The organism is Thiorhodovibrio winogradskyi, assembly GCF_036208045.1.
Taxonomy (GTDB): domain Bacteria; phylum Pseudomonadota; class Gammaproteobacteria; order Chromatiales; family Chromatiaceae; genus Thiorhodovibrio; species Thiorhodovibrio winogradskyi.
In genome coordinates this window covers 3,374,369-3,396,766 of record NZ_CP121472.1, presented here as the reverse complement: position 1 = coordinate 3,396,766, position 22,398 = coordinate 3,374,369, and the positions used below count along the sequence as shown (strand labels likewise).

Genomic DNA, 22,398 nt, shown 5'->3' with positions numbered 1-22,398 from the left:
GGCTCCGGATCAGCTCCGGTCCGCCTCAATTGGCCGAGCGCAGCCGCAGTGCCAATTCCTTCAGCTGTCCCTGGTCAACCGCGGCAGGCGCTCCGGTCAGCGGGCAGGCCGCGGCCTGAGTCTTGGGGAAGGCCATCACATCGCGAATCGAAGGACTGGCGGTCATCAGCATGACCAGCCGGTCGAGTCCAAAGGCGATGCCACCATGGGGCGGGCAGCCGTATTTCAGTGCCGTGAGCAGAAAGCCGAAGCGATCATTGGCATCCTCCGCGCTGATTTGCAATAGCTCGAAAATGCGCCGCTGCACCTCCTCGCGATGGATACGGATGGAGCCGCCGCCAAGCTCGGTGCCGTTCAGCACCAGATCGTAAGCGCGGGATTTACAGGCACCCGGATCGCTGGCGAGCAGCTCGAGCTGATCCTCGCCTGGCGCCGTGAAGGGATGATGCAGCGCCTGCCAGCGGTCGCTTTTTTCATCCCGCTCGAACATCGGGAAATCCACCACCCAAACCGGACGCCAGGCATCCTCGGCCAAGCCGCGTTCATGCCCGAGCTTGACCCGCAGCGCGCCCAGGGCTTCATTCACCACTCGCGCCTTGTCGGCGCCAAAGAAGATGAGATCGCCATTGACCGCGCCGGTGCGCTCCATCACGCCCTCGATCGCGCTGTCTGGCAGGTTTTTGAGAATCGGCGATTGCAGGCCCTCGCGGCCCTTGGTGGCCCAGTCGTTCACCTTGATGTAGGCCAAACCGCGGGCGCCGAAGATGCCGACATACTTGGTGTAGTCGTCAATCTCCTTGCGCGAGAGTTTGCCACCGCCCGGCAGCCGCAGCGCCGCGACCCGACCCTTGGGGTCGTTGGCCGGTCCGGCGAACACCTTGAAGTCCACCTCCCGCATCAAGTCCTTGACATCGGCCAGCTCCAAGGCCACGCGCAGATCCGGCCGGTCGGAGCCGTAACGCTGCATGGCCTCGTCATAGGTCAGGCGCGGAAAGGGATCGGGCAGGTCAACCGCCAGCACCTCGCGGAACAGCTCGCGGATCATGCGCTCCATCAGGTCGGTCAGCTCGGCCTCGTCGATGAAGGACGCCTCGATATCGAGCTGGGTGAACTCCGGCTGGCGGTCGGCGCGCAGATCCTCATCGCGAAAACAGCGCGCGATCTGATAGTAGCGATCCATGCCCGACATCATTAAGAGCTGCTTGAACAGCTGCGGCGACTGCGGCAGGGCATAGAACTCACCCGGATGCACCCGGCTTGGCACCAGGTAGTCGCGCGCGCCCTCGGGCGTGGACTTGGTCAGGATGGGCGTCTCGATATCCAAAAAGCCTTGCGCGTCCAGAAACCGCCGCAGGGTGCTGGTGACCAGGGCGCGGGTGCGCAGTCGCTGCTGCATCTCCGGGCGGCGCAGATCAAGGTAACGATAACGCAGCCGCAACTCCTCGTTGACGTCCGCGTGATACTCATCGAGTTGAATCGGTGGGGTTTCCGATGCATTCAGCACCTCAAGCCCCGTGGCCAGGACTTCAATTTCCCCGGTCTGCATGTCGGGGTTGATGGTGCCCTCGGGGCGATGGCGCACTCGGCCCTCGACCCGTAGTACATACTCACTGCGCGCGCGCTCGGCCTGGGAAAAAATTTCGGCGCGATCCGGGTCAAAGACCACCTGGACCAAGCCGCTGCGATCGCGCAGATCGACGAAAATCACCCCGCCATGATCGCGCCGGCGATGCACCCAGCCGCACAATGAGATGGTCTGATCGATAAATCCAGTGTCGATGGTGCCGCAATAATGGCTGCGCATGGCGTTTGAATCCTCAAATCCCAGTTCCCGGTCGCTGAAGAGATCACCACCCGCCAAGATGCGCGCCGAAACTCGCGAACCAGGTCGCTTTAGGCACCATTGACGAGGCATTCAGCAAAACCGGATAGCTTAGCCGCTACCAGCCTATCCGACAAGGAGCACGGGGCCAATTAGCGGGACGATTACGCGCCTTGCCGGTCAGCGCGGTGGTCGACTTTCCCATGCTGTTGTTGGATCATCCGCTTCTCATTCAGAGTATTCGCACAGCCGCGCCCATGTCCCGTCGCAAACTCCCCATCGGCATTCAGACCTTCGCCAAGATGCGCGAGGTGGACTATTACTACGTCGATAAAACCGGCTTTATCGCCCGGCTGATCGACGAGGGCAGCTTTTACTTTCTGTCGCGTCCGCGCCGCTTCGGCAAATCCCTGCTGCTTGACACCATTGGCGAGTTGTTCGCTGGCAACGAGCCGCTGTTTCGTGGGCTCATCATTCATCCTGACTGGGACTGGTCGCTGCGCCATCCGGTCATTCGCTTGAGCTTCGGCGGTGGGGTGGTGCGCTCTCGCGAGCAGCTTGAGCGACGCATCCGATCACAACTTGGCCGCAACCTCTCCGCACTGCATCTCAAGTGTCCTGATCCGCTGGACAACATCGGCTGTTTCGAGTGGCTGATTGAGCAGGCGCACCACATCAGCGGCCAGCGCGCCGTGGTGCTGGTTGATGAATACGACAAACCCATCCTGGATAATCTCAGCCGCCCCGAACTGGCACGTGAGCTGCGCGACGGGCTTCGCAATCTCTACTCGGTCATCAAGGACCGCGAGGCCGATGTGCGCTTTGTCTTCATCACCGGGGTCAGCAAATTCAGCCGGGTGAGCCTGTTCTCGGGGCTGAATAACCTGCGCGATATCACCGTCTCGCCGTCCTACTCAGCGCTGTGCGGCTATACCGAGAAGGATGTAGAGACCGTCTTCGCCCCCGAGTGGCAGGATCTCGACCGCGAGGAAATCCGGCTGTGGTACAACGGCTACAACTGGCTGGGTGATGCCGTCTACAACCCTTTCGACCTGCTGTTGCTGTTTCAGGAGCGCGAGCTGCGTTCCTACTGGTTCGAGACCGGCTCTCCCAGTGGGCTGATCGAGCTGCTGATGCAGCGCGGCATCTTCACCCCTGATCTGTCCCAGACCTTTGCCGATGATGCGCTGCTCTCCAGCTTCGACGTTGATCATATCGCCACCGAAGCACTGTTGTGGCAGACCGGCTATCTCACCTTTGCCGAGACGCAGCGCATCGGCGCCCGCGCGCGCTATCGTTTGACCTACCCCAACCTGGAAGTGCAAAGCGCGCTCAATGACGTGCTGGCCAAGGCGCTACTCGGCAACGCCAGTCAGGCCAGCCGCCTGGCCGGACAGCTCCAGGATATTCTCCAGGCCGGCGACCCCGAACCCTTGCGCGCGCACCTGCACAGCCTGTTCGCCGCCATCCCACACCATTGGCATGACAACGCACCCATTGCCCATTACGAAGGCTACTGGGCCAGCGTCTTCTACAGCCATCTCGCCGCGCTCGGCCTGGATGTGATCGCCGAGGACATCACCCACCAGGGGCGCATCGACCTGACGCTCAAGCTCGCGCATCAGATTTGGCTGTTCGATTTCAAAGTCGCCGAGCGCTCGCCCCCCGGCAGCGCCTTGCGGCAACTCAAGGACAAGGGCTATGCCGACAAATACCGCGCACTCGGCAAACCCATCACCCTGATCGGCATTGCCTTTAGCGAGCAGCAGCGCCAGGTGGCGGGGTTCGAGCTTGAGCGGCTCGACTGAGGCCAGGCCGGTCAGCTCCGTGCAAGAACCGACCGTGACCACCAGATGCCGCATTTCCGAATGACGCTGTCTTAAATGGTGCCTGACCGAAAACCCGAATTTTTCGGCCAACAAAATTGAAGGTATTGAAATGGCGGTGCTCCGGATTAAAGAACCTTTTGCGACTTTATCAGAGAGTGTATCTGGATTTGAATGGATATCGACTTTTCGCCCGTTGAAAACTGAAAATCAGACACTCTTTGAAAATTATTAGGCGGCGACTCGGCAAGCGACATCATGCATTAGGCACCTGTCCGACGATCAAAACGGCACGCAATGCTGCGTACCACCAAAAACGTTGCAACAGGAATCAAGATCAAGACGCCCACTGCAGTGATGACAGCAAGCGGTGTCGGAAATCCCGCGCCAAACCCAAATGCGAAAGCCAAGTTCTTGACTGCTTCTACTGGATTCATTGACTCAAGAAAGCTTGCATTGTCAGGTGCGCCAGAGAGGAAGTGGAGCAAGAATACCAGCATTGCCAATGCGAAGATGGCTCCCAGCGCGGAGTTTTTCATGAATACCCAAGCTATAATTTTTGTGTAAGGGGGCTGGTCCCGGTCGAGTGAATCCCTCAAGCCCCGCTGAATCGGAGCGGCGGAGTTCAGTCGCCGTCTCTGCCAGTAAACATAGCGCCCTGCACATGCCCCTCGGCGTCGCTCAGGCAGGACCAAGGGGCGGTGGCACCGGGCACCTTGATGGTGACGCCGATGCCGGCCTCGCTGGTCAGCACCTCGGTCACCGTCAGCGTGTCGACGGGCTTGCCGACGGTCGTGGCGACCTTCGTCAAGCACGCCCGCTCGGCGACCTGGGTCTCACTGGAGCCGCTGGAATTGGCGGCCGAGCCGAAACCGGCCTTGGCGTTCTCCGCCTTGGTCTTGTGGATGTCGCAGCCCTCGGCCTCGGTGACCTGGGTGCAGCCGGAGCGCTCCAGCAGACGCCGGTATTCGGCGTCGATGGCCTGGGCGGAGGTGGCGGTTAACAGGATGATGCTGGCGATGACGAGCGATGGCGTTTTCATGGCACTTGACCTCTTAGGGTTGGTTTGAAGATGTTGCTCAAGACGCGGCGATGAGCCCGGCCCCGAGCAGTTGCAGGGAAAAGAGCGACCAATCGTTCAGGATGTGGGCCCCGGTGCTGACCCAGAGGTTCTTGGTCATGATCCAGGGCAGCGTCAACACCAGGCGGGCGATGCCGATGATGACGACGCACTGGATCAGGTTCCAGTCGTAGGTCGGTAGATGGATCAGGCCAAAAAGCAGCGCCGAGAGCAGCCAAGCCCAGAGGATGGCGGCCTTGCGTCCGCTGCCGAGGCGCTGGGTGAAGAGCGTCAGCAGGGCGAGGAAGGGCAGGATGGTGATGACCTCCTCTCCCAAGAGCTGCGGGGCGGTGCGGATGAACAGGAACCACTGCTCGGCCGCGGCCTGGTCGGCGATGCCCGCCACCGCCGCGTTGGACTGGAAGTCGACGAAGGGGTTGAGCAGCGCACCGACGCTCATGCTCACCACCAGGTTGAGCAGGCCGAACAGGATCATCCACTTGATCTCGTGCCAGCCGACCGGCCCGAACAGCACGCGCCAATGGCTGCGGGCGACCAGGGCCAGGGCCGCCAGCGGCACGGCGGCGAGCAGTAGCGCCGGGACCATCCGCGCCAGTCCGCTGTTCAAGACAGCGGGCGGGAAGGCCACGGCGAGGAGCGCGACCAGTACCCCGGTCAGCACCAGGAGCCATTGCGGACCGGAGAGCGCGATGGGCCAGCCACGGTAGAAGGGGAAGTCGCGGCCCGGGTCCTCCAGCCGCCGGATGCGCTCGGCCTCGGCCAGCCTGCCGTCGGCGGTCCCGATTGCGGCCCCGATCATTGGGCCACCTCGCTCGCGGCGGACGCGGGCTGCGCTGCGGGCTTGGCGTCCGGCTTGGCCTCCGGCAGCGCGAAGCTTGGCGTGAGCCCCGCCACGCAGGACGTATCGAGCGCCACCGTCGGATTCTCGATGAAGGCCACGCCGAGATCCCGGGCGCATTGCGAGAAGGCCAGGGCGCCGTGTCCGGTCTCGGGGAGGACGATGGCCTGGCCGCGCGGCAGGTGGCGGGCGGTCTCGGGGCCCCAGCTCGCGGCGGTCTGGGTGTCGAGCAGACCGGCGAAGACCAGGGTCGGGATGTCCGCCGTCACCGGCTCATGGAAGCCGGGCCTTAAGTGCTTGGGGAAGAGCTCGCAGCTCGCGTAGAAGCCGTTGACAAAGTCCTCCAGAATTTTCGTCGCCTCCGGCGGCCACAGATACTCGGCCTGGAGCCGGGCGCTAACGGCCGCGGCGCCGGCGGGTGAATTGATGTCCATGTCTTCCTGGCAGACGAACATCTGGGTCTGGAAGCCCTCCACCAGCAGATAGTCGAGCTGGCGGTTGTCCGCCGAGATGCGGGCGAAGGTGTCGGCGAGGTTCTGGGGCGTCATCAGGCCGGCGAGCGCGTCGAGCTGGCGCTGGGTCTCGCCCGCGAAGTGGCGGACGATGAGCCCGGACAGGGCCTCGCGCGTGGGTGTCTGGGTGCGCAGGCGCAGATAGTCCGAGGCGAAGGCAAGACGCGCCTGGGGGCTCGGCAGCGCCTTCGCCCCGGCCAGCAGCGCGGCCTCGAAGGCGTCCACCAGACCGGCCCCCGCGGCCACGGCGGCGCGATCCGCTTCCAAGCGCTCCAGCACTGTCTTCAACGCCTCTTCCTGGATCTGGCCCTGCTGGGCGAGACGCAAGGCCGTCTGCGCCAGGGCAAGGGAGTTCGCATCAAGCCCGGAGAGCCCGGTAAGGACGGTTTCTGGGGTCTGTCGCGGGGGCAGCTTGTCCTGCGTGATGGCATCGAAGGTGGTGGTCACCCCCTGCTCCAGCTCGGCGACCAGGCGGGGGATGTAGCCGGTCAGGCCCTGGAGCTTGAGCTTGTGGGCGTTGCGGTTGGCAAGCAACATGAACAGGACGTTGCCGTCGATCTTGCCCGCGCTGGTCGCGATCGGCGTCTCGCTCAAGCGGCTGAACAGCGCCCAGAAGCGTTCTTTGAGGTTCGGGTAGGCGGCAGCGCAAGCGGCATCGGCGTTGCACAGGGTGAAGATCGCCTCGATGGATTCAGCGTGAGGCAGGGCCAGGGTGTCATAAGTCGGTATGTGCGGCGGGGCCACCGAGTCCAGCACCACGGCGCGCACCCCATCGGGGGCGGTGCGCATCACCTCCAGGCCGAGCTTGGTGCCGTAGGAGATGCCATAGACGTTGAAGACGGGATAGCCCAGGGCGCGCATCACCGCCTGCACGTCCCGGGCGTTCTGCTCGGTGTTGATCTTGGACAGGTCGGCGCCGGACGCCGCCAGCTCGTCGAGACAGGCGCGGGTGACATCCAATGGCAGGCGCGCACCCTCGCCCCCGGGCTTCGCCGCATCGGCCAGCCCTTGGACCAGATCCCCGGCGTGGTCGGCCAGGGTGGCGAGGCAGCGGGTCTCGCCCCCGGCGGAGGTGTCCACCCCGCGCTGGTCGAAGGCCACCAGATCGCGCCGCGCCCTTAAGCCCTCGAACAGGGTGGAGGTGAGCGCGACGCGCTCGACGATGCCCACGCCCGGCCCGCCGTGTAGATGCACCACCGCGTCCGGCGCCGGGGCGAGCGAGCGCGACTTGAAGATCATGAAGGTCAGCGGGATGCGCCGCCCGTCCGGCTTGGCGTGGTCCTCGAAGACCGAGACGCTGCCGCAGGCCACGGTCTGGCCCTCGATCTCGAACGGGGCCAGTGGGCGCGGACAGGGCGCGGACGTCACCGGATAGCGGCTGTCCGCCCCGCCCGCCGCGATTACCGGAAAGGCCGACTCAGCAGGCGGCGATGAGGTCAGGGCGAGGACGAAGGCGAGGATCTGGTCGGGGGTCATAGGGACTCCTGGGTGGATAGGGGATGCGCCGATCCTCGAAGTCGATGGGAGAGCAGAGATTCAGGGCTGATCGGACGACTCGCGCAGATAGCGACCGGCGACCCAGCCTTGGTCGCGGTCGTCGTCAGGCCGCGCGACGCGGCACCAGCGCTGACCGGAGACCGGCCGGCAGCCAAGATTGCGCACGACCTCGCCTTCGGCCAGCTCGTCGATGACGCGCTCCTCGACCGATGGACCCTGACGCAGGTTCAGCGTATCGCCGCGACGCAATCCCGTGACCTGCCAGTAGTCCGGTCCGCCGGCATAGCCATCGGCAAAATCGGTAAAATCCTCGCCCGCCTCGGCGCTCAGGACGGGATGGGAGAGAACAAGCAGAAGCGAAAAAGCGCGGCCTAGCGATGTCATGTGCCTACTCCAAGTCGGGTGTTTGCTGATGGAATTGTAAAGCGCGCCCGCGCGCGGCAACATGAGGGGCATTCCGTCAGGAAATGCCTGACAGGCGGGTACACCTATTTCCATTCTTTGTCTGCCGGATTCGACTTCAATGAGCCCTTCATAGCCCGACGACGAAGATGGACATGGCGCGCCAATTGTTTGCCCTCGGGCTGATCCTCCTGCTGTCTCCGGCTGGCGCCGGTGGCAGGCCGGATCTTTTAACCCCAGCCGAGCGCGCCTGGCTGGCCGAGCATCCGCGCATCACCCTGGGCGTGGGGGCGGAGTGGCCGCCGGATGTAATCCAGATCGGGGAGGGACGCATCGCCGGATTTGCGGTGGACCATCTGCGGCTGCTCGGAGACAAGCTCGGCATCGAGATCGGGCTGGAGGCCGTTCCTTGGCATGCGATGGTCGCGGCGGCGGAGAGCCGCCGGCTCGATGGTCTGATGCTGGCCGCGCCGCTGGAGGAGCGGCGCGATCGCTTCCTGTTCACCGACGACTTCCACACCGCTTACCTCTTTCTCTACCAGCGCGACGGTGATCCCCTGCCTTCAAAGCCGGGGATCGCGGGCTTGGGCGGGCGGCGGATCGGCTATCTGCAGGATGTCCTGCGTGTGCGCCGGCTGCTGGCCGAGGAGCCCTCCATCGTCGCCGTGCCCCTGCCGAGCCAGGCGGCTCTGGCCGAGGCCCTGCTAACCGGGGCGGTGGACGCGGCGGTCGGCGCCTATGATCTGGAGTACTGGCGGGCCAGCAACGGGGTGCTGGGCTTCGGGCCGAAGCGGATGCTCCCGGAGGGCCAGGCGCGCTTGGGGATCTCGGTTCGCAAGGACTGGCCCGAGCTGGTTGGCATTCTGAACAAGGGACTGGCGGCCATCACCGAGGAGGAGTCGTCGGCCCTGCACCGACGTTGGTACGGGCGCGATCATCTCATTCGCGGTGATGTGCCGGAGACCGACCTGAACGCCGAGGAGCGGGCCTGGATCGCCGCGCATCCGGTGCTCCGCGTGGGCCTGGACCCGACCTGGGCGCCCGTGGAGTTCTTCGACGAGCAGCGCCGGCCCCAGGGGGTCTCGGTCGCCCATCTCCGGTTGATCGCGGAGCGGTTCGGCCTGCGCCTCGACTTCGTCGCGGCCCCGAACTGGGCGGCGGCCGTGGCGCAATTTGACGCCGGCAAGCTGGACCTGCTGCCGGCGGTGGCGGCGACCCCGTCACGCCGGCAACGCTTCGCCATCAGCGCGCCCTATGTCTCCTTTCCGGCTGCGATTTTCTCGGCCGCCGATGTGGCCTATCTGGGTGGGATCGAGGCCTTGCGCGGCCAGGTCGTCGCCGTGATCGAGGGGGAGGCGGTGCATGAGTGGCTGCGCGAGCAGCACCCGGAGATCCCGTTGCGGCCCGCGCCGGATACCGCCGCCGCCCTGCGGGCATTGAACCGAGGCGAGGCCTTCGCCTTCGTCGGCAATCTCGCGACCACCAGCTATGCCATTGGCGCCTCCGGCCTGACCCACATCAAGGTGCTCGGGGAGACGCCCTTTGTCTATCGCCTAGGGATGGCCGTGCATCGGGATCAGCCGATGCTGGCTTCGATCCTGCAAAAGGGTCTGGATGCCATCCCGCGTGAGAAGCGGGATGCCATCTACCACGATTGGGTCTCCATCCGCTATCAGGTCGAGGCGGACTGGGGGCTGCTCTGGCGGGTGGTGCTGGGCGCTGCCCTGCTGATGGCGCTGATCGGCTGGTGGGCAGTTAGCCTGTCGCGCGAGGTGGGGCGGCGCCGCCGCGCCGAGACGGCCCTCGATGCCCTGTCCCGGGGGCTGGAGCAGTCGCTCGCCGAGCGCACCCAGGAGCTTGACGGCGCCAACGCCCGGCTGCGCCGGCTGGCGCTGGATTTGTCGCTGTCGGAGGAGACCGCGCGGGCGCGTCTGGCCGGGGAGCTGCACGACAGCCCGATGCAGAAACTCGCCCTGGCGCAGATGCAGGTCGAATCCGCTGCGCGCGACCTGGCGGACGCCGAGAGCGCGCAATTGCTCGGCGCCGGGCAGACGCTGCTGCGCGAGGCGATTGCGGAGCTGCGCACCTTGCAGTTTGATCTGAGCCCGCCGGTTCTTGCCCGTCAGGGGCTGGCCGCCGCCTTGGACTGGCTGGCCGAGAGCACCCAGCAACGTTGGGGTCTGCGCATCGCCTGCACGGCGGCGCCGGACGTGCCACCGCTCGGGCCGGAAGCCTCGGTGATCCTGTTCCAGTGCGCCCGCGAGTTGGTTTATAACCTGATCAAGCACGCGCAAGCCAGCCGGGCGGCGATTGAACTCTCCGCGCGTGACGGCTGGCTCGAACTGCGGGTTACCGATGACGGCATCGGCCTCGCTGTCGCTGCCGCGCCGCCGCGACCCGATGGCGGCTTTGGTCTGCACAGCGTGCGCGAGCGTCTGGCCCTGATTCACGGCGAACTGCGCATCGAATCCGGCCTGGACGCCGGGGCGCCCGGGACGCGCCTGTGCATCCGCCTTCCGCTTCACCGACAGGTCTGATTCCATGCCACCGACCCTGCTGCTGTGCGACGACCATCGGCTGTTCCGCGAGGGACTGGCCGCGCTGCTCCGCCATGACCAGCCGGACTGGGAGGTGGTCGCCCAGGCCGGCGACGGCGAGGAAGCGATCCGGCTGGCCGAGGCGCTCAAGCCCGATCTCGCCGTCCTGGATCTGGCCATGCCGGGCATCGGCGGTATCGCCGCCGCCGCGGTGATCCGTGCGCGCTCGCCCCACACCCGGATCGTGGCGCTGTCGATGTACGACGACAGCCAGAGTCGCGAGCGCATGTTCGCCGCCGGCGCCGCCGCCTATGTGCTGAAAAACGAGGCCGGCGCCGATCTGGTCGCCGCGATCACGGCGGTGTTGCGCGGCGAGACCTTCGTCAGCCCGGCGTTGGCCTTGGCCGGGCCGTCAGGCGGGGCGCCCCGGCGCGAGGCCCGGGCGGATTCCGCGCTGGCGTTGCTCACCGCCCGCGAGCGCGAGGTGCTGAATCTGATGGCGCGCGGCCGACGCACCAAGGAGATCGCCAATGATCTCGGCATCAGCGCCAAAACCGTCGAAACCTACCGCAGTCGCGTCATGCTCAAGCTTGGCTTGGACAACCTCGCCGATCTGGTCAAGTTCGCGATCCGCGCCGGCCTCATTGCGGTGGATTGAGGCTGCCAAAACGGCGCGACCAGCGCGCGCGTCAGGAATTTCCTGACAGGAGACTCCGGATTTGCAGGCTGGGGCGATCAGCCTAAGCTGCGCGCCCAGAAAGGTTCCGCGCGCTCGGGTATGAACCTGGCCGGCGCCGACCCAGCGACATCCGCCCTGCAACCCCAGAGAATCTCCTTATGCAAGCCACTCGCCCGCTCCCTGCCACCCCCGCGTTCCTGCTCACCCTGGCGCTCGCGGCGCCCAACGGCGCCTTTGCCTACGGCACCGAGGATGCGATTCGCGACTGCGAAAACCGCATCCGCGGCGAATACGGCCTGACCGATCTGCGCAACCCCCACGCGGTGCAACTCGACGGCGACAAACACTTCAAGGTCAATGGCAAGGCCAAGGTCGATGGCGACACCTATCCCTGGAACTGCGAGATCAAAAGTCGCCACGTCACCATGGCGGAATACGACGGCCCCAAGGCGAAAGGTCTGACCGACGCGCAAAAAATCGCCATCGGCGCCGCTGCGGTGGCCATCGGCGTGGCCGCCAGCCAGGCCAACAAGAACCAGGACGACACGTCATCGTCCTACTGCAGTCATCACGGCAGCCACGGCTCGGCGGCCGCCGAGCTTCAGGATCTGATCGGCGTCAAGGCCAGCAGCGGCGAGCTGGAGCTGGAGGATCGCGGCTTCGAGTACGTCAAGGGCCAAAAATCCGGCGGCATGGCCTTTACCAACTGGATTCGGGGTTCGCACTGCGTCACAGTTCGGACCGAGGGCGGGCGCTACACATCGATCGTCGATGTCACCAAGCTCGATTGCGAATAAGGGATGCTAGGTCAGGGCGGTCCGCCCTGACCCTTGCGGATCGACGGCAACCACGAGGCTGTGGCCTGTCGTTCCGACATTGGCTTGCAGACCGTCCTAGCCGGGTCGACTTTCCCCGGCTGTTGGTGGATCATCCCGGGAAAGCCATCGCCTCAACCCGGCCGCGCTCATGTCCCGTCGCAAACTCCCCATCGGCATCCAGACCTTCGCCAAGATGCGCGAGGAGGACTATTACTATGTCGATAAAACCGGCTTTATCGCCCGACTGATCGACGAGGGCAGCTTTTACTTTACTGTCGCGTCCGCGCCGTTTCGGCAAATCCCTGCTGCTCGACACCATTGGCGAGCTGTTTGCCGGCAACGAACCGCTGTTTCGCGGGCTGGCTATTCATCCGGACTGGAATTGGTCGCTGCGCTACACGGTCATTCGCCTGAGCTTCGGCTGCGGGGTGGTGCGCTCGCGCGAGCAGCTTGAGCGACGTATCCGATCACAACTTGGCCGCAATCTCGCCGCACTAAATCCCAACTGCCCGGATCCGCTGAACAACATCGCCTGTTTCAGTAAATCCAGCCTGGTACTTTTTTCATATTCACTTTAGCCCCTGGTCTCGATAGACCTTTTGCCAGGTGAGCTAGCGAATCTTCTTCAGTGTATTCAGTGCTGCGTGCCGATCAGCCGCTAGCGAAACGTATGCAACGTCGGGCAGCGAGATGAGTGATGGTGGTAGTGGACCGTTTTCTGGTTCCATCAATGACTAAGTTATGCGGGGATGGCAGCCTCGTCCATGCCTGACAAAAAATCTCAACAAATTCTGCTGCGCCGGGTTTGTAACTGTGCGAGCAGAATGGTCAAGTTTTGCAAGGCGGCCAGTGAGCAGCGAAGCTTACGAGCACGTTCTGGGGTGGGGCGAGCTGTGTGGAAGTCTGGTTCCGAACTGGTGCTTACTTAAATAACTGACGACAGCTCCCAGGGCTGAGCCGGGGTGGGACAGGTCTGACCGAGGCGCCTATAGGCGCGCTGCGTGCTTCATCAGGAGAACAAACGGGGCTTGAAGCGGCAAGGAGAGCGAAGCTGCAGCATGAGAGCGGTAACACTGTCACTCTGACTGATTTCGATTAAGACGGCCCCGAACAACGATCAGGTCGGATTCGCCTGCTCAGAGCGTTTGCTGAGGAAGAATAGCGTCGCGCCAGCCAGTATCCAGAGGAGCAGCGGCAACCACTGGAGCATTGTCGCCAAAGTAGGGTCGCTCTTCACGCCACCAATCACCAAAAGGACGCGAAAAAGGGCACCGACTGAGAGGATCGTAAACCAACTGCCAAGTACCAGACCCTCTCGGCCATTGGAGCCGAGCCCGAGAGCCGTTGCGATACCGGCCGTAAATACAATACCCCAGGCGCCACCGGTCAAGAGTTGCGAAATAATTAATACCTCAAGGTTGGGTGCTTTAAGACAGCCGAATAGGCCTGCGGTACCGACGAATGCGGCACTCGCCATCACCTTTGGTGCACCGAAACGCCTGACCGCAGTTGAGCCCGGTATCGCAAAAACCTTAAAACCGATCCAGAATACTGGGAGCACCCAAACCAGATCCGCCGGGCTGAGGAAATCCAGGTACTGCGCCTTACTATTGAGAAAAACATGGAGTTGGAATCCGAGGGCCAGAAGCAGAGAGCCGACAAGCAGCAGCATGATTCGCGTTGCGCTGGCGGGCTTCGCGGTGCCATGGTCACGCACTTCTGGTGGGAGTGTGGCGACGATACGCTGTATTCGGATCAATCCAAGGGTCGCAGCAGCCAGAGCAAGACTTGAGACGGCAAACGGCACATAAGGCGAGAAACTCTTCAGCCAGATTCCAAGATAGGGTGAGATCGCACCTCCGAGGGCTAGACCTAGTAGGGACAAAGCGGCTAACCGCGGCGCCTGTGGCCGCGCGGCGTGCTTCATCAGCAGAACAATTGGAGGAGCTCGAAGCACCGATGATGTCGAAGCCCATAGCACTATTAGCGTGGTGAATACCACGAGCCCTAGCCGATCGGGCAAGTCTGCCGCGAATGGCAACAGCAGAAAGGTTGCGCAAGAAATCAGCGTAACGCTGATGATCGCGGGTCCAAGTCGCGCAACCATGCGCTCTACCCGATCTGCCGCGTACCCCATAAGGATATCGGTTACGGCGAATATGACCTGATCCAGCAGGACGAACCAGATGACGTATTCCTTGCCTAGTCCGATCCGCTCCAAGAGTTCGCCGAGGAAGACGACATATACGACCCATGTGGTTGCGAAGAAGAATTGGATCACCGCCACTTGCAAAGCAGCGCTTCTTAAACGTGTTTGCGTGCTCATCGAGGCGGTTACCTTTCGTCGCAGGGAGAACCTAGGTCGACGTGGTTAGAGAGCAGTTATCGAGTAATCGGCATCGCTAAGGGAAGGCTGATTTATGCTGCGTTTCCCGTGTGGCAGGATGATCTCAAGAAGGCACATAAAGTGTACATTGATTTGTGGAGCGCAAGACGTCTTGAGTGCTGAATTGCGGCTAGGGAAACGCTGATTAATTCAGCGCCATGAAATCCAGATCGCATTAAATCAAGCGCTTACAAGCCGCCCTGGTCCGTAAAGTCGAATAAATCAACGTCTCCCTAGGGCGCCTGCCATAACTACGCGAAAGCGCTTCGTTCCCATGTCTGATACCATTATTGTTGCCTTCTGTTTTGCTTCATGAGTTGGTCTGCCCCAATAGCGGCCAAGTTTCTCCGCGTCGCGGTAGCTCAGTTCAGTTTCTTGATAAGTGCAAGAGACCTGCCCCCTTGTTGACTGAATATCTTGGTCAATCAGGTGCTGAAGGTTGCTTAAAACCTTATTTCCGATGACAGCCTTTGCCTCTCCGACAGTGCGACCCCAAACATAGGCAACCTTTTTGGCGTCACAATAGCCATAGGGACTGTTAAGATAAGCCCGATCGGCGGCGGTGAGTGCCTTCACAGGTGCAGAAAGAATGACACCAACACACGCAGCGGCGTAAGACAAAGATTTTTGTAGAAATGATCGTCTGTTATCCATCTAAGGCTCCAAGGCTTCTTTGGAATAAGGCACGTTATGTTGTTAAGCACGAGTGGTTTTCACGTTCTTTGGATTGCCAGAAAGCGGATCAGACAAATTGTCACTCAACCCGGTCTTCCGCGTGGAGCGGATCCAAAAAAAAAAAAGGCCAAGCTGCCATACATTTTGACAGGCAAAAATAAGTCAAGGCGCGTCAGCCACTGACGAGCAATCCAATTTCACGCCGTATCAATCATAATGGTTATACCCTTACCTTTTCCGCCGCAATAGTCAAGTTTTCGGCTTCCGAAATTTCCAGGAACGTCCAAAAGAATCGCGTTGAAACCGTAAGTGCACGAATTGCGCACGACAAGAGAGCCGCTACTTCTGTGCCGCAGAAGATCGGAGCCAAGATGAGATCCAAAATTTGATTAAGCCGCTAAATTGGAAGATTGGCTTTGAAATCGAGCTCCTCGCTCCTAGAGGCGCCAGTCGGCAAGATTTGGCCGATGCAATCGCGCGTAAATTTGGTGGTTACAGCAAGCGCTGCTTCTACCTGCAGTCCGAACCTAGCGCAGTGCCAGGAAAGCCGGTCTTCGAGAATTTGGTTCTTGGATTCGATGTCTATACCGCAGCCCATCAGTTTGTTGTCAAATGTGTGGATGATCTTACGATTAGGCATGATCTAGACAGGGGGGCGGAAGGCCGAGAAGGTTGGTATCGAATCCTCAGTGATGACGTACGTTTTCTGCGCCTCATCATGGCGCGATGTGATCCGGCGGCGGATAAGCATTCAGTTCTCGCTCCAATAGCGGAGTTGTTCAAGACGCGTCTTAGGGTGGAAAATGGCATTGTGCGTGTTGCTGATATCATGTCATCGCCTATCGCGCTTGTTGCCCCATTACCAGGCGAGCGGGAAAGGCCTTGTGAGCTCATTACGCCACCCATTGAGGCGCAGCACTTTAGTCGACTCAAAGAACTTCTGGATACTGCGACTGAGCTTGGTTTTAGTGTCCCACACGAAGCAGCTATCCATATGCATTTTGACGCAGAGAGGCTCTGTAATACCGAGGTATTTTGTCGGCTAATACAAGTATTGCAAAAATATCATACGCAAATAAGGAATGCGGTTGGCACTAATATCAATTGTGTGAGACTTGGAAAACTACCGAATTGGTTGTTCAAAGTAACGAAAAAAAAGGAGTTTAAGAATCTCAATTGGGCAGATGCGCGCGAATATCTTGCGGATCGAGGGCTCAGTAAATATTGCGACTTTAATATCATGAATTTCGTTTACCAGGTACCGGGTAAGTCTACATTCGAGGTGCGGCTTTTCCCAGGCTCCCTTGATGCTCGAGAGGTCGTTGAAAATGCGCATCAATTTGAAACGATTTTAAACTGGTGCGTTAATGCGTCGAAAGGTAACAGGCTTCCTGCAAACCTAACCGTATTCTTGAACAGTGAAGATAAACTTATAAATAGTTCGCATGGTAACGCCGTCCGCTGGTTTAACAAGCGTTTTTAAGGATGGCGGATCGGTTTTACGGCTACACTATTCAGCCCCATAAATCGGTTGGGTAATCTCCCGGCAGAGCCGGGGGATTGTTACTGGCAACAGATAACAGGCGAGAGAATAATTTCATGATCAGACTCAGCGTACTCACTACAATTTCCTTTATGTTCGCCCTTGATGTCGCGCTTGCGCAGACCAAGCCGGACCTAAACGTGACATGGAATTCTAATTACGGGCACATGAATTGGGGATTTTGGTACGGCAAGCCGACCAACAATTTCAGTGGTACTCTCAAACAGAGTGGCAGGAAATGGGTCTACGACGGTCGTTACACCGACTTGCTCAATCCGGCCTCATCACGGGGCACACTCTACTTCGAGTTCTCGAATGATGGCAACAGCTTCACAGGGAAGTGGAAGAACTCAGTGAGCGGGCGATCCGGCGCGTGGAGCGGGCAGCGCTACCAGGGCGACGCCTATCCCGCCGCGACTGCCTACCAGGCCCGCTTCGGCGTGCCGCTATGCAATGGCGACCTCTTCGCCCGGGGCAGTCGCGACAACGAGACCAACTCGGCCTGCTCGATCCCGAAGGAGTACGATGGCATCGACATCGACGGGCTCATCCACGACATGAACTACGATAAGTTCCATGAAGCGTGCAGGCTTCACGACATCTGCTATTCCTCACCCTGGCGCGCGCGGAACGCAGAGGGCGACGGTAAGGGCGCCTGCGATGATCAGTTCCTCACCGACCTTCAACAGAAATGCAACGACGACCACAACGACGGCAGCCCACGCTGGATCCGCTGCCGCGCGGCCGCTCGCACCATGTCGGTCGCCGTAAACAACTTCTCGGCCGCCCAAAACAGCTACGACAGGGGCCAGAGATGGGCCTCCCGGCACTGTGAGTAGCGGAGCGGGGCACGCCGCTGCGGTGCCGAGATCGGCCTCGCCCCACGTTTCAGCTCTGCAGAGGTTCCTTGTCCTATTTGAGTACGCCTTCCGAAAAGAAACGACGGTAATGCTAGCAAAACGTGGAGGCCAATAATCTCAGGACAGGTAAACAGTTGTTCTGTCCTGTGGGCAAGGTCTCGCCGGCTGGTGCATTGCTGCGCCATTCCGCACACCGGATGGCGCTGATCGGCGTAAATCAAACTCGGAGGTCTCCACCTAACCGGAGTTAAACCCCTTAGCTGCTTCGATGGCTATAATCGTAGGCAGCAAGGGTTCGTGGGTCGAAATGTGTCAAGTCCCGTCTGAAATGCGAAAACTGTGTAGAGGTGGCAACTATGAATGAAAAAAAACTGAAGGAGGACAAATGATATGAAGGCGAGCATCTGAGTAAGAGACAACTTGATCAGGTTTCAGGCGGTACAGTTGAAATTCGCGAGTTGACGATACAAGCAGAAATATTTTCATACCCCTCTTTGGATGCCACTCCTCTTGAGGAGAGTGAGTTAGGTGCGCTGAAAAAGCAAATAGCGGACGAGTGTTGGCAGACTTTGGAGAATAATTGAGCGACTCGATAAGCTGGAGTCGCTGCTAGCGGGCAACTTTCTTCAAGTGCTGATACTCAATCTGCGCGAAAGTTAGTAAGTGCTGGCTCTTGGGACTCTCCAGGACGGGGCATGCCATTATCCATAAGTCTTCCAGTTTCCCCCGATCAGAAGGTTAAGGAATGTGTCTCCATGCTGGAACATTCGGAGGCGCTGCGCTGAATTAAGTGCTTACGCAGGACAGCAAACGTAGCCGCCGGAATTATGGGTAACGGCATGAAAACGCGGTGGTTGAAAAAACCTAATCTTACCGCTCTGTCTGTGACGGTGCGGGTGATTGATCACCTCACCCTTAAATGCGTGTACATGTTGAGGCGCAAATATGTGGCGAAACTTCCGCCATGGAATCGATCAACAACCCCCACGACAGTTTTTGCCGCGAAACCATTAGCGGCGCTCGCTATCAAGCTGCCTGAGTTCGTAGAGCAGATCCAGTGCCTGGCGCGGGCTTAGGTTGTCGGGATCAATGGCGCGCAGACACTCCAGAACTGGGCTTGGCGGCTCCGGTGGGAATAGGGATAGCTGGGCCATGCGGGGCCGGTCCTGGTCCTGGTCTCTATCCTTTCCCTTGGCTTGGTTGTTGCTGACTGCCTGGCGCTGGCTCTGGTCCTCGAGCTGGCGCAGGCGCTCGCGGGCGCGGGTGATCACATCCACCGGCACGCCCGCCAGCGCCGCCACCTGCAGGCCGTAACTTTGATTGGCCGGTCCCTCGCGCACGCTGTGCATGAAGACGATTTTCTCCCCATGCTCAATGGCCTCGAGATGCAGATTGGCGATGCCGGGATGCTCCTCGGGCAGGCTGGTCAACTCGAAGTAATGGGTGGCGAAGAGGGTTAGCGCGCGCAGCCGGGTGGCCAGTTCGACCGCGCAGGCCCAGGCCAGGGACAAGCCATCGAAGGTGCTGGTGCCGCGGCCGATCTCGTCCATCAGTACCAGGCTGTTGGCGCTGGCGTTGTGCAGGATATTGGCCGTCTCTTCCATCTCCACCATGAAAGTCGAGCGTCCGCCGGCAAGATCATCGGCCGCGCCGATGCGGGAGAAAATGCGATCAATTGGGCCGATGCGCGCGGCCCGCGCGGGTACGAAGCTGCCGGCATGGGCCATAAGCACGATAAGCGCGGTTTGGCGCATGAAAGTGGATTTGCCACCCATGTTGGGGCCGGTAATGATCAGCATGCGCCGCTCGCCGTCGAGCCGCACACTATTGGCGACAAAGGGCGCGTCGCTCAGGTGCTCCACCACCGGATGGCGGCCGTCCTCGATTTCGATGCCGATTTCATCGCTTAACTCCGGGCGCGTCCAGCCGAGCCGCTCGGCACGCTCGGCAAGGTTGGCCAGTACGTCCAGGCTGGCGATGGCGGCGGCCGTGGTCTGCAAGTGTTCCAACTGGCCGGTGAGTTGCGCGAGTAGATCCTCATAGAGTGCCTTCTCGCGCGCCAGGGCGCGCTCGCGCGCGCTCAGCGCCTGATCCTCGAAGCGCTTGAGCTCGGGGGTGATGTAGCGTTCGACGCCCTTGAGTGTCTGGCGGCGCTGGTAGTCATCAGGGATTTTGTCGGCATGGGCGCGGCCGATCTCAATGTAATAGCCATGCACCCGGTTGTAGCTGACCTTGAGTGCCGGGATGCCGGTGCGCTCGCGCTCGCGGGCTTCCAACTCCAGCAGGAATTGATCGCCATGTTCCGCCAGGTTGCGCAATTCATCGAGTTCGCTGTCATAGCCGGGGGCGAGCACGCCGCCATCGCGAATCAACATTGGCGGTTGGTCGATCAGCGCACGCCTGAGCAGTTCGCGCACCTCGGGATGATCGCCTAGGTCGCCGTCCAGTTCGGTGAGCAGTGGGCTATCAAGCCCGTCAAGGGACTGATGAAGTTCCGGCAGCAGACCCAGCGCGTCGCGCAGGGTGGCCAGGTCGCGCGGGCGGGCCGAGCCCAGGGCCACGCGTGCCAGAATGCGCTCCAGGTCGCCGATGGCGGACAGGGTCTCGCGCAGGGGCGCGAAGCGGGCGGTCTCGATCAGGGTGGCGATAGCGTCATGGCGCAGGCGCACAGCGTGTGCATCGCGCAGCGGGCGGTTCAGCCAGCGCCGCAGCAGGCGCGCGCCCATGGCGGTGCGGGTTTGGTCCATCACCGCCGCCAGGCTGTGGTCTTCCTGTCCGGACAGGGTCTGCGTCAACTCCAGATTGCGCCGCGTTGCCGCATCCAGAATCACCGCCTGGTCACGTTGCTCCAGCGTTAGGCCGCGCAAATGCGGCAGTGCGGCGCGCTGGGTGTCTTTGACATAGTGCAGCAAACAGCCGGCGGCACCGACTGCAAGCGTGAGGCCCGTGCAACCAAAGCCGGCCAGATCCCGGGTGCTGAACTGCTCGCACAGCAATCGCCGCGCGCTATCCGCATCGAAATGCCAGGCTGGACGCCGGGCCAAGCCGCCGCTCAAGGCCAGGCGCCGATCAAGTTTGCTGTCTTCATCGAGCAGCAGTTCGGCCGGTTGCAGACGCTCGAGCTCGGCGCTCAGTGCCTCTAGGCCGGTGAGTTCCAGCAGGCTGAAGCGCCCGCTGGCCAGCTCCAGACTGGCCAGCCCAAAGCTGGCGGCGGGGCTGGGCGCGGGGTTGTCTGGCGCGCCCTCGGTGGTCGCCGCCGGGGATTGCTCGGCGATGGCGCACAGCAGGTTCTCGCGCCGTTGATCGAGCAGCGCCTCGTCGGTGAGGGTGCCCGGGGTGACCACCCGCGCTACCTCGCGCTCCACCGGACCCTTGCTCTTGGCCGGATCGCCCTTTTGCTCGCAGATGGCCACGGAGACGCCCTGCCGTACCAGGCGGGCCAGATAGCTTTCGGCGGCATGATAGGGCACCCCGGCCATGGGGATGGGCTGCCCCGCCGACTGCCCGCGCTTGGTCAGGGTGATGTCGAGCAAGCGGGCTGCACGCTCGGCATCCTCGAAAAACAGCTCGTAGAAATCTCCCATGCGATAGAACAGCAGCATATCCGGATACTCCGCCTTGATCCTGAGGTACTGCTGCATCATGGGTGTGTGTTTTTGTTCAGTCACTTGTCTGCGGCTTTTTGTGTGCGTTAATGGCGGGACGCATGAGTGCATGCGCAGGCAAAGTCTATCACCTTCGCCAGTCGCGCTTTGTGCGGGCGCGGCGCATTGGCCATCGAGAGGCGACTTGCCGAGCGCCTGATCGAGCGCCTGATCGCGCAGTAGTGGTTCCTTGGGACCCATCAAGGGCCATGCGCGGCTGACGGGAATTAGCTCGCATGGCCCAAGGCGGCAATGAGTAGCCCTACCGCGAGACTGAGCCAACTAGCCGTGCCAATCAGGCCGAGGGCACGGCGCAGGTCGGTGGCGTCGAGATTGGCCGGCCAAGCCGGTGCGCCCATGTAGGCGTCGCTGACGAGCTGGCCGCGACGATAAATGGGACCCAGCAGGCGCACCCGCAGGGCGCCGGCGCAGGCCGCCTCGCTCCAGCCGGAGTTGGGGCTGGGTAGCCGGGCATGCTCCCGCCAGGCGGTGCCCAGGGCAAGTCTAGGATGCAGGGGCTGGCCGCGCAGGCGCAGCCAGCAGGCGGCGGCTGCGATCAACAAGGGCGAGAGTCGCGCTGGCAGCCAGTGGATGAGGTCATCCGAACGGGCAGCGAGCCAGCCAAACCGCTGATAGCGCGCGTTGCGGTAGCCGACCATGGAGTCGAGCGTTGAAATGGCTTTGACCAAGACCAGCCCGGGCAGACCAAACAGGCACAGGGCCCAAAAGGGCGTCAGCACGGCATCGGTGAGATTCTCGGCGAGACTTTCGATAGTGGCGCGCACGATACCCTCGGTTTGCAGTGGTTCGGTGTCGCGTCCGACCAGTCGAGCGAGCGCCTGCCTGGCCTGGGGCGGATTGTGCAACTGCTCCAGCACGCGCCGGCCGTGATCGATCAGATCCCGGGTGCAGAGCAGGCTGTAGGCCAGGAAGAGATCCCAGGCCAAGGCGAGCGCGGGATCAAGGCTGACGAACAGTGCATGGGGGAACCACCAGCCGGCCAGGGCGGCGATGAGAGTCAGCAGCCAGTGCAGCGCGCCGCCGCCGTATCCCTGCCAGCCAAGGCAAAATAACCAGCGCTCAAGAATTGGAATCAATGCGCCGATCAGCCGGACGGGGTGCCAGCGATAATCGGGATCGCCGAGCGCCGCGTCGAGCAGCCAGACGGCAATGAGCAGGGACAAGGGCCAGGGGGTGAGGTGAAAGGAGAGCATCAGGGGAGGTTCGCGGTTAAGCCGGGTAAGGTTCGGGCGCGCCTCGGGAAGGCTGTGTATGGAG

Annotated in this window: 16 protein-coding genes and 1 pseudogene; 7 read left to right on the top strand and 10 right to left on the bottom strand. The window is 61.7% G+C overall.

The genetic code is table 11. The features are described from left to right. Positions 1–25: 25 nt before the first annotated feature. The gene (gene aspS / locus Thiowin_RS15290; RefSeq protein WP_328983858.1) at positions 26–1,804 is read right to left on the bottom strand and encodes an aspartate--tRNA ligase; all 1,779 of its coding nucleotides are present in this window, start codon (positions 1,802–1,804) and stop codon (positions 26–28) included. Positions 1,805–2,079: 275 nt separating this feature from the next. Here aspS and Thiowin_RS15285 point away from each other — a divergent pair, with 275 nt between their 5' ends. Further along, positions 2,080–3,630 carry an ATP-binding protein gene (locus Thiowin_RS15285; RefSeq protein WP_328988092.1) on the top strand — a complete coding sequence of 517 codons (1,551 nt, stop codon included), beginning with the start codon at positions 2,080–2,082 and terminating at the stop codon, positions 3,628–3,630. 281 nt (positions 3,631–3,911) lie between these two features. Here the strand turns inward: Thiowin_RS15285 and Thiowin_RS15280 are convergent, their stop codons facing one another. The 5 genes from Thiowin_RS15280 to Thiowin_RS15260 all read right to left on the bottom strand — a co-directional run bounded on the left by Thiowin_RS15280 (position 3,912) and on the right by Thiowin_RS15260 (position 7,960). Further along, entirely contained in the window at positions 3,912–4,187 is a 276-nt protein-coding gene (locus tag Thiowin_RS15280) for a hypothetical protein (protein WP_328983857.1), read from the bottom strand. Between the two features lie 86 nt (positions 4,188–4,273). Beyond that, a complete protein-coding gene (locus Thiowin_RS15275) occupies positions 4,274–4,690 on the bottom strand; it encodes a hypothetical protein (protein ID WP_328983856.1) in 417 nt (138 codons plus the stop codon). 37 nt (positions 4,691–4,727) lie between these two features. Further along, a complete protein-coding gene (locus Thiowin_RS15270; RefSeq protein WP_328983855.1) occupies positions 4,728–5,528 on the bottom strand; it encodes a CPBP family glutamic-type intramembrane protease in 801 nt (266 codons plus the stop codon). Beyond that, entirely contained in the window at positions 5,525–7,555 is a 2,031-nt protein-coding gene (locus Thiowin_RS15265) for an alpha/beta fold hydrolase (protein WP_328983854.1), read from the bottom strand. Before Thiowin_RS15265 ends, Thiowin_RS15270 begins: the two co-directional genes overlap by 4 nt. Positions 7,556–7,615: 60 nt before the next feature. Then, entirely contained in the window at positions 7,616–7,960 is a 345-nt protein-coding gene (locus tag Thiowin_RS15260; protein ID WP_328983853.1) for an SH3 domain-containing protein, read from the bottom strand. A gap of 173 nt (positions 7,961–8,133) precedes the next feature. Here Thiowin_RS15260 and Thiowin_RS15255 point away from each other — a divergent pair, with 173 nt between their 5' ends. The 4 genes and pseudogenes from Thiowin_RS15255 to Thiowin_RS15240 all read left to right on the top strand — a co-directional run. Continuing rightward, on the top strand, positions 8,134–10,515 hold the full coding sequence (locus Thiowin_RS15255; RefSeq protein ID WP_328983852.1) for a sensor histidine kinase: 2,382 nt from the start codon (positions 8,134–8,136) through the stop codon (positions 10,513–10,515). A gap of 4 nt (positions 10,516–10,519) precedes the next feature. Then, positions 10,520–11,173: a response regulator transcription factor gene (locus Thiowin_RS15250; protein ID WP_328983851.1), complete on the top strand. Its 654-nt coding sequence runs from the start codon at positions 10,520–10,522 to the stop codon at positions 11,171–11,173. Between the two features lie 179 nt (positions 11,174–11,352). Then, entirely contained in the window at positions 11,353–11,991 is a 639-nt protein-coding gene (locus tag Thiowin_RS15245; RefSeq protein ID WP_328983850.1) for a hypothetical protein, read from the top strand. 169 nt (positions 11,992–12,160) lie between these two features. Continuing rightward, a pseudogene (locus Thiowin_RS15240) lies at positions 12,161–12,557 on the top strand (AAA family ATPase); the annotation flags it as partial. Positions 12,558–13,129: 572 nt separating this feature from the next. On the opposite strand, the gene Thiowin_RS15235 reads toward Thiowin_RS15240, so the two are convergent. Continuing rightward, complete coding sequence (locus Thiowin_RS15235; protein ID WP_328983849.1) at positions 13,130–14,338, bottom strand: hypothetical protein; 1,209 nt, start codon at positions 14,336–14,338, stop codon at positions 13,130–13,132. 282 nt (positions 14,339–14,620) lie between these two features. Next, positions 14,621–15,052, bottom strand: a complete 432-nt coding sequence (locus Thiowin_RS15230) for a hypothetical protein (RefSeq protein ID WP_328983848.1) — start codon at positions 15,050–15,052, stop codon at positions 14,621–14,623. 406 nt (positions 15,053–15,458) lie between these two features. Here Thiowin_RS15230 and Thiowin_RS15225 point away from each other — a divergent pair, with 406 nt between their 5' ends. Beyond that, entirely contained in the window at positions 15,459–16,556 is a 1,098-nt protein-coding gene (locus Thiowin_RS15225; protein WP_328983847.1) for an amidoligase family protein, read from the top strand. 116 nt (positions 16,557–16,672) lie between these two features. After that, complete coding sequence (locus tag Thiowin_RS15220; protein ID WP_328983846.1) at positions 16,673–17,455, top strand: hypothetical protein; 783 nt, start codon at positions 16,673–16,675, stop codon at positions 17,453–17,455. Between the two features lie 1,031 nt (positions 17,456–18,486). Here Thiowin_RS15220 and mutS read toward each other — a convergent pair. After that, a complete protein-coding gene (gene mutS, locus Thiowin_RS15215) occupies positions 18,487–21,120 on the bottom strand; it encodes a DNA mismatch repair protein MutS (RefSeq protein WP_328988091.1) in 2,634 nt (877 codons plus the stop codon). Between the two features lie 227 nt (positions 21,121–21,347). Beyond that, positions 21,348–22,334, bottom strand: a complete 987-nt coding sequence (cbiB, locus tag Thiowin_RS15210) for an adenosylcobinamide-phosphate synthase CbiB (protein WP_328983845.1) — start codon at positions 22,332–22,334, stop codon at positions 21,348–21,350. Positions 22,335–22,398 lie beyond the last annotated feature (64 nt).

Bases quoted from the DNA above. Each gene is read 5' to 3' on its own strand.
- aspS (WP_328983858.1), bottom strand. From the start codon at position 1,804: ATGCGCAGCCATTATTGCGGCACCATCGACACTGGATTTATCGATCAG.
- Thiowin_RS15285 (WP_328988092.1), top strand. From the start codon at position 2,080: ATGTCCCGTCGCAAACTCCCCATCGGCATTCAGACCTTCGCCAAGATG.
- Thiowin_RS15280 (WP_328983857.1), bottom strand. From the start codon at position 4,187: ATGAAAAACTCCGCGCTGGGAGCCATCTTCGCATTGGCAATGCTGGTA.
- Thiowin_RS15275 (WP_328983856.1), bottom strand. From the start codon at position 4,690: ATGAAAACGCCATCGCTCGTCATCGCCAGCATCATCCTGTTAACCGCC.
- Thiowin_RS15270 (WP_328983855.1), bottom strand. From the start codon at position 5,528: ATGATCGGGGCCGCAATCGGGACCGCCGACGGCAGGCTGGCCGAGGCC.
- Thiowin_RS15265 (WP_328983854.1), bottom strand. From the start codon at position 7,555: ATGACCCCCGACCAGATCCTCGCCTTCGTCCTCGCCCTGACCTCATCG.
- Thiowin_RS15260 (WP_328983853.1), bottom strand. From the start codon at position 7,960: ATGACATCGCTAGGCCGCGCTTTTTCGCTTCTGCTTGTTCTCTCCCAT.
- Thiowin_RS15255 (WP_328983852.1), top strand. From the start codon at position 8,134: ATGGCGCGCCAATTGTTTGCCCTCGGGCTGATCCTCCTGCTGTCTCCG.
- Thiowin_RS15250 (WP_328983851.1), top strand. From the start codon at position 10,520: ATGCCACCGACCCTGCTGCTGTGCGACGACCATCGGCTGTTCCGCGAG.
- Thiowin_RS15245 (WP_328983850.1), top strand. From the start codon at position 11,353: ATGCAAGCCACTCGCCCGCTCCCTGCCACCCCCGCGTTCCTGCTCACC.
- Thiowin_RS15235 (WP_328983849.1), bottom strand. From the start codon at position 14,338: ATGAGCACGCAAACACGTTTAAGAAGCGCTGCTTTGCAAGTGGCGGTG.
- Thiowin_RS15230 (WP_328983848.1), bottom strand. From the start codon at position 15,052: ATGGATAACAGACGATCATTTCTACAAAAATCTTTGTCTTACGCCGCT.
- Thiowin_RS15220 (WP_328983846.1), top strand. From the start codon at position 16,673: ATGATCAGACTCAGCGTACTCACTACAATTTCCTTTATGTTCGCCCTT.
- mutS (WP_328988091.1), bottom strand. From the start codon at position 21,120: ATGATGCAGCAGTACCTCAGGATCAAGGCGGAGTATCCGGATATGCTG.
- cbiB (WP_328983845.1), bottom strand. From the start codon at position 22,334: ATGCTCTCCTTTCACCTCACCCCCTGGCCCTTGTCCCTGCTCATTGCC.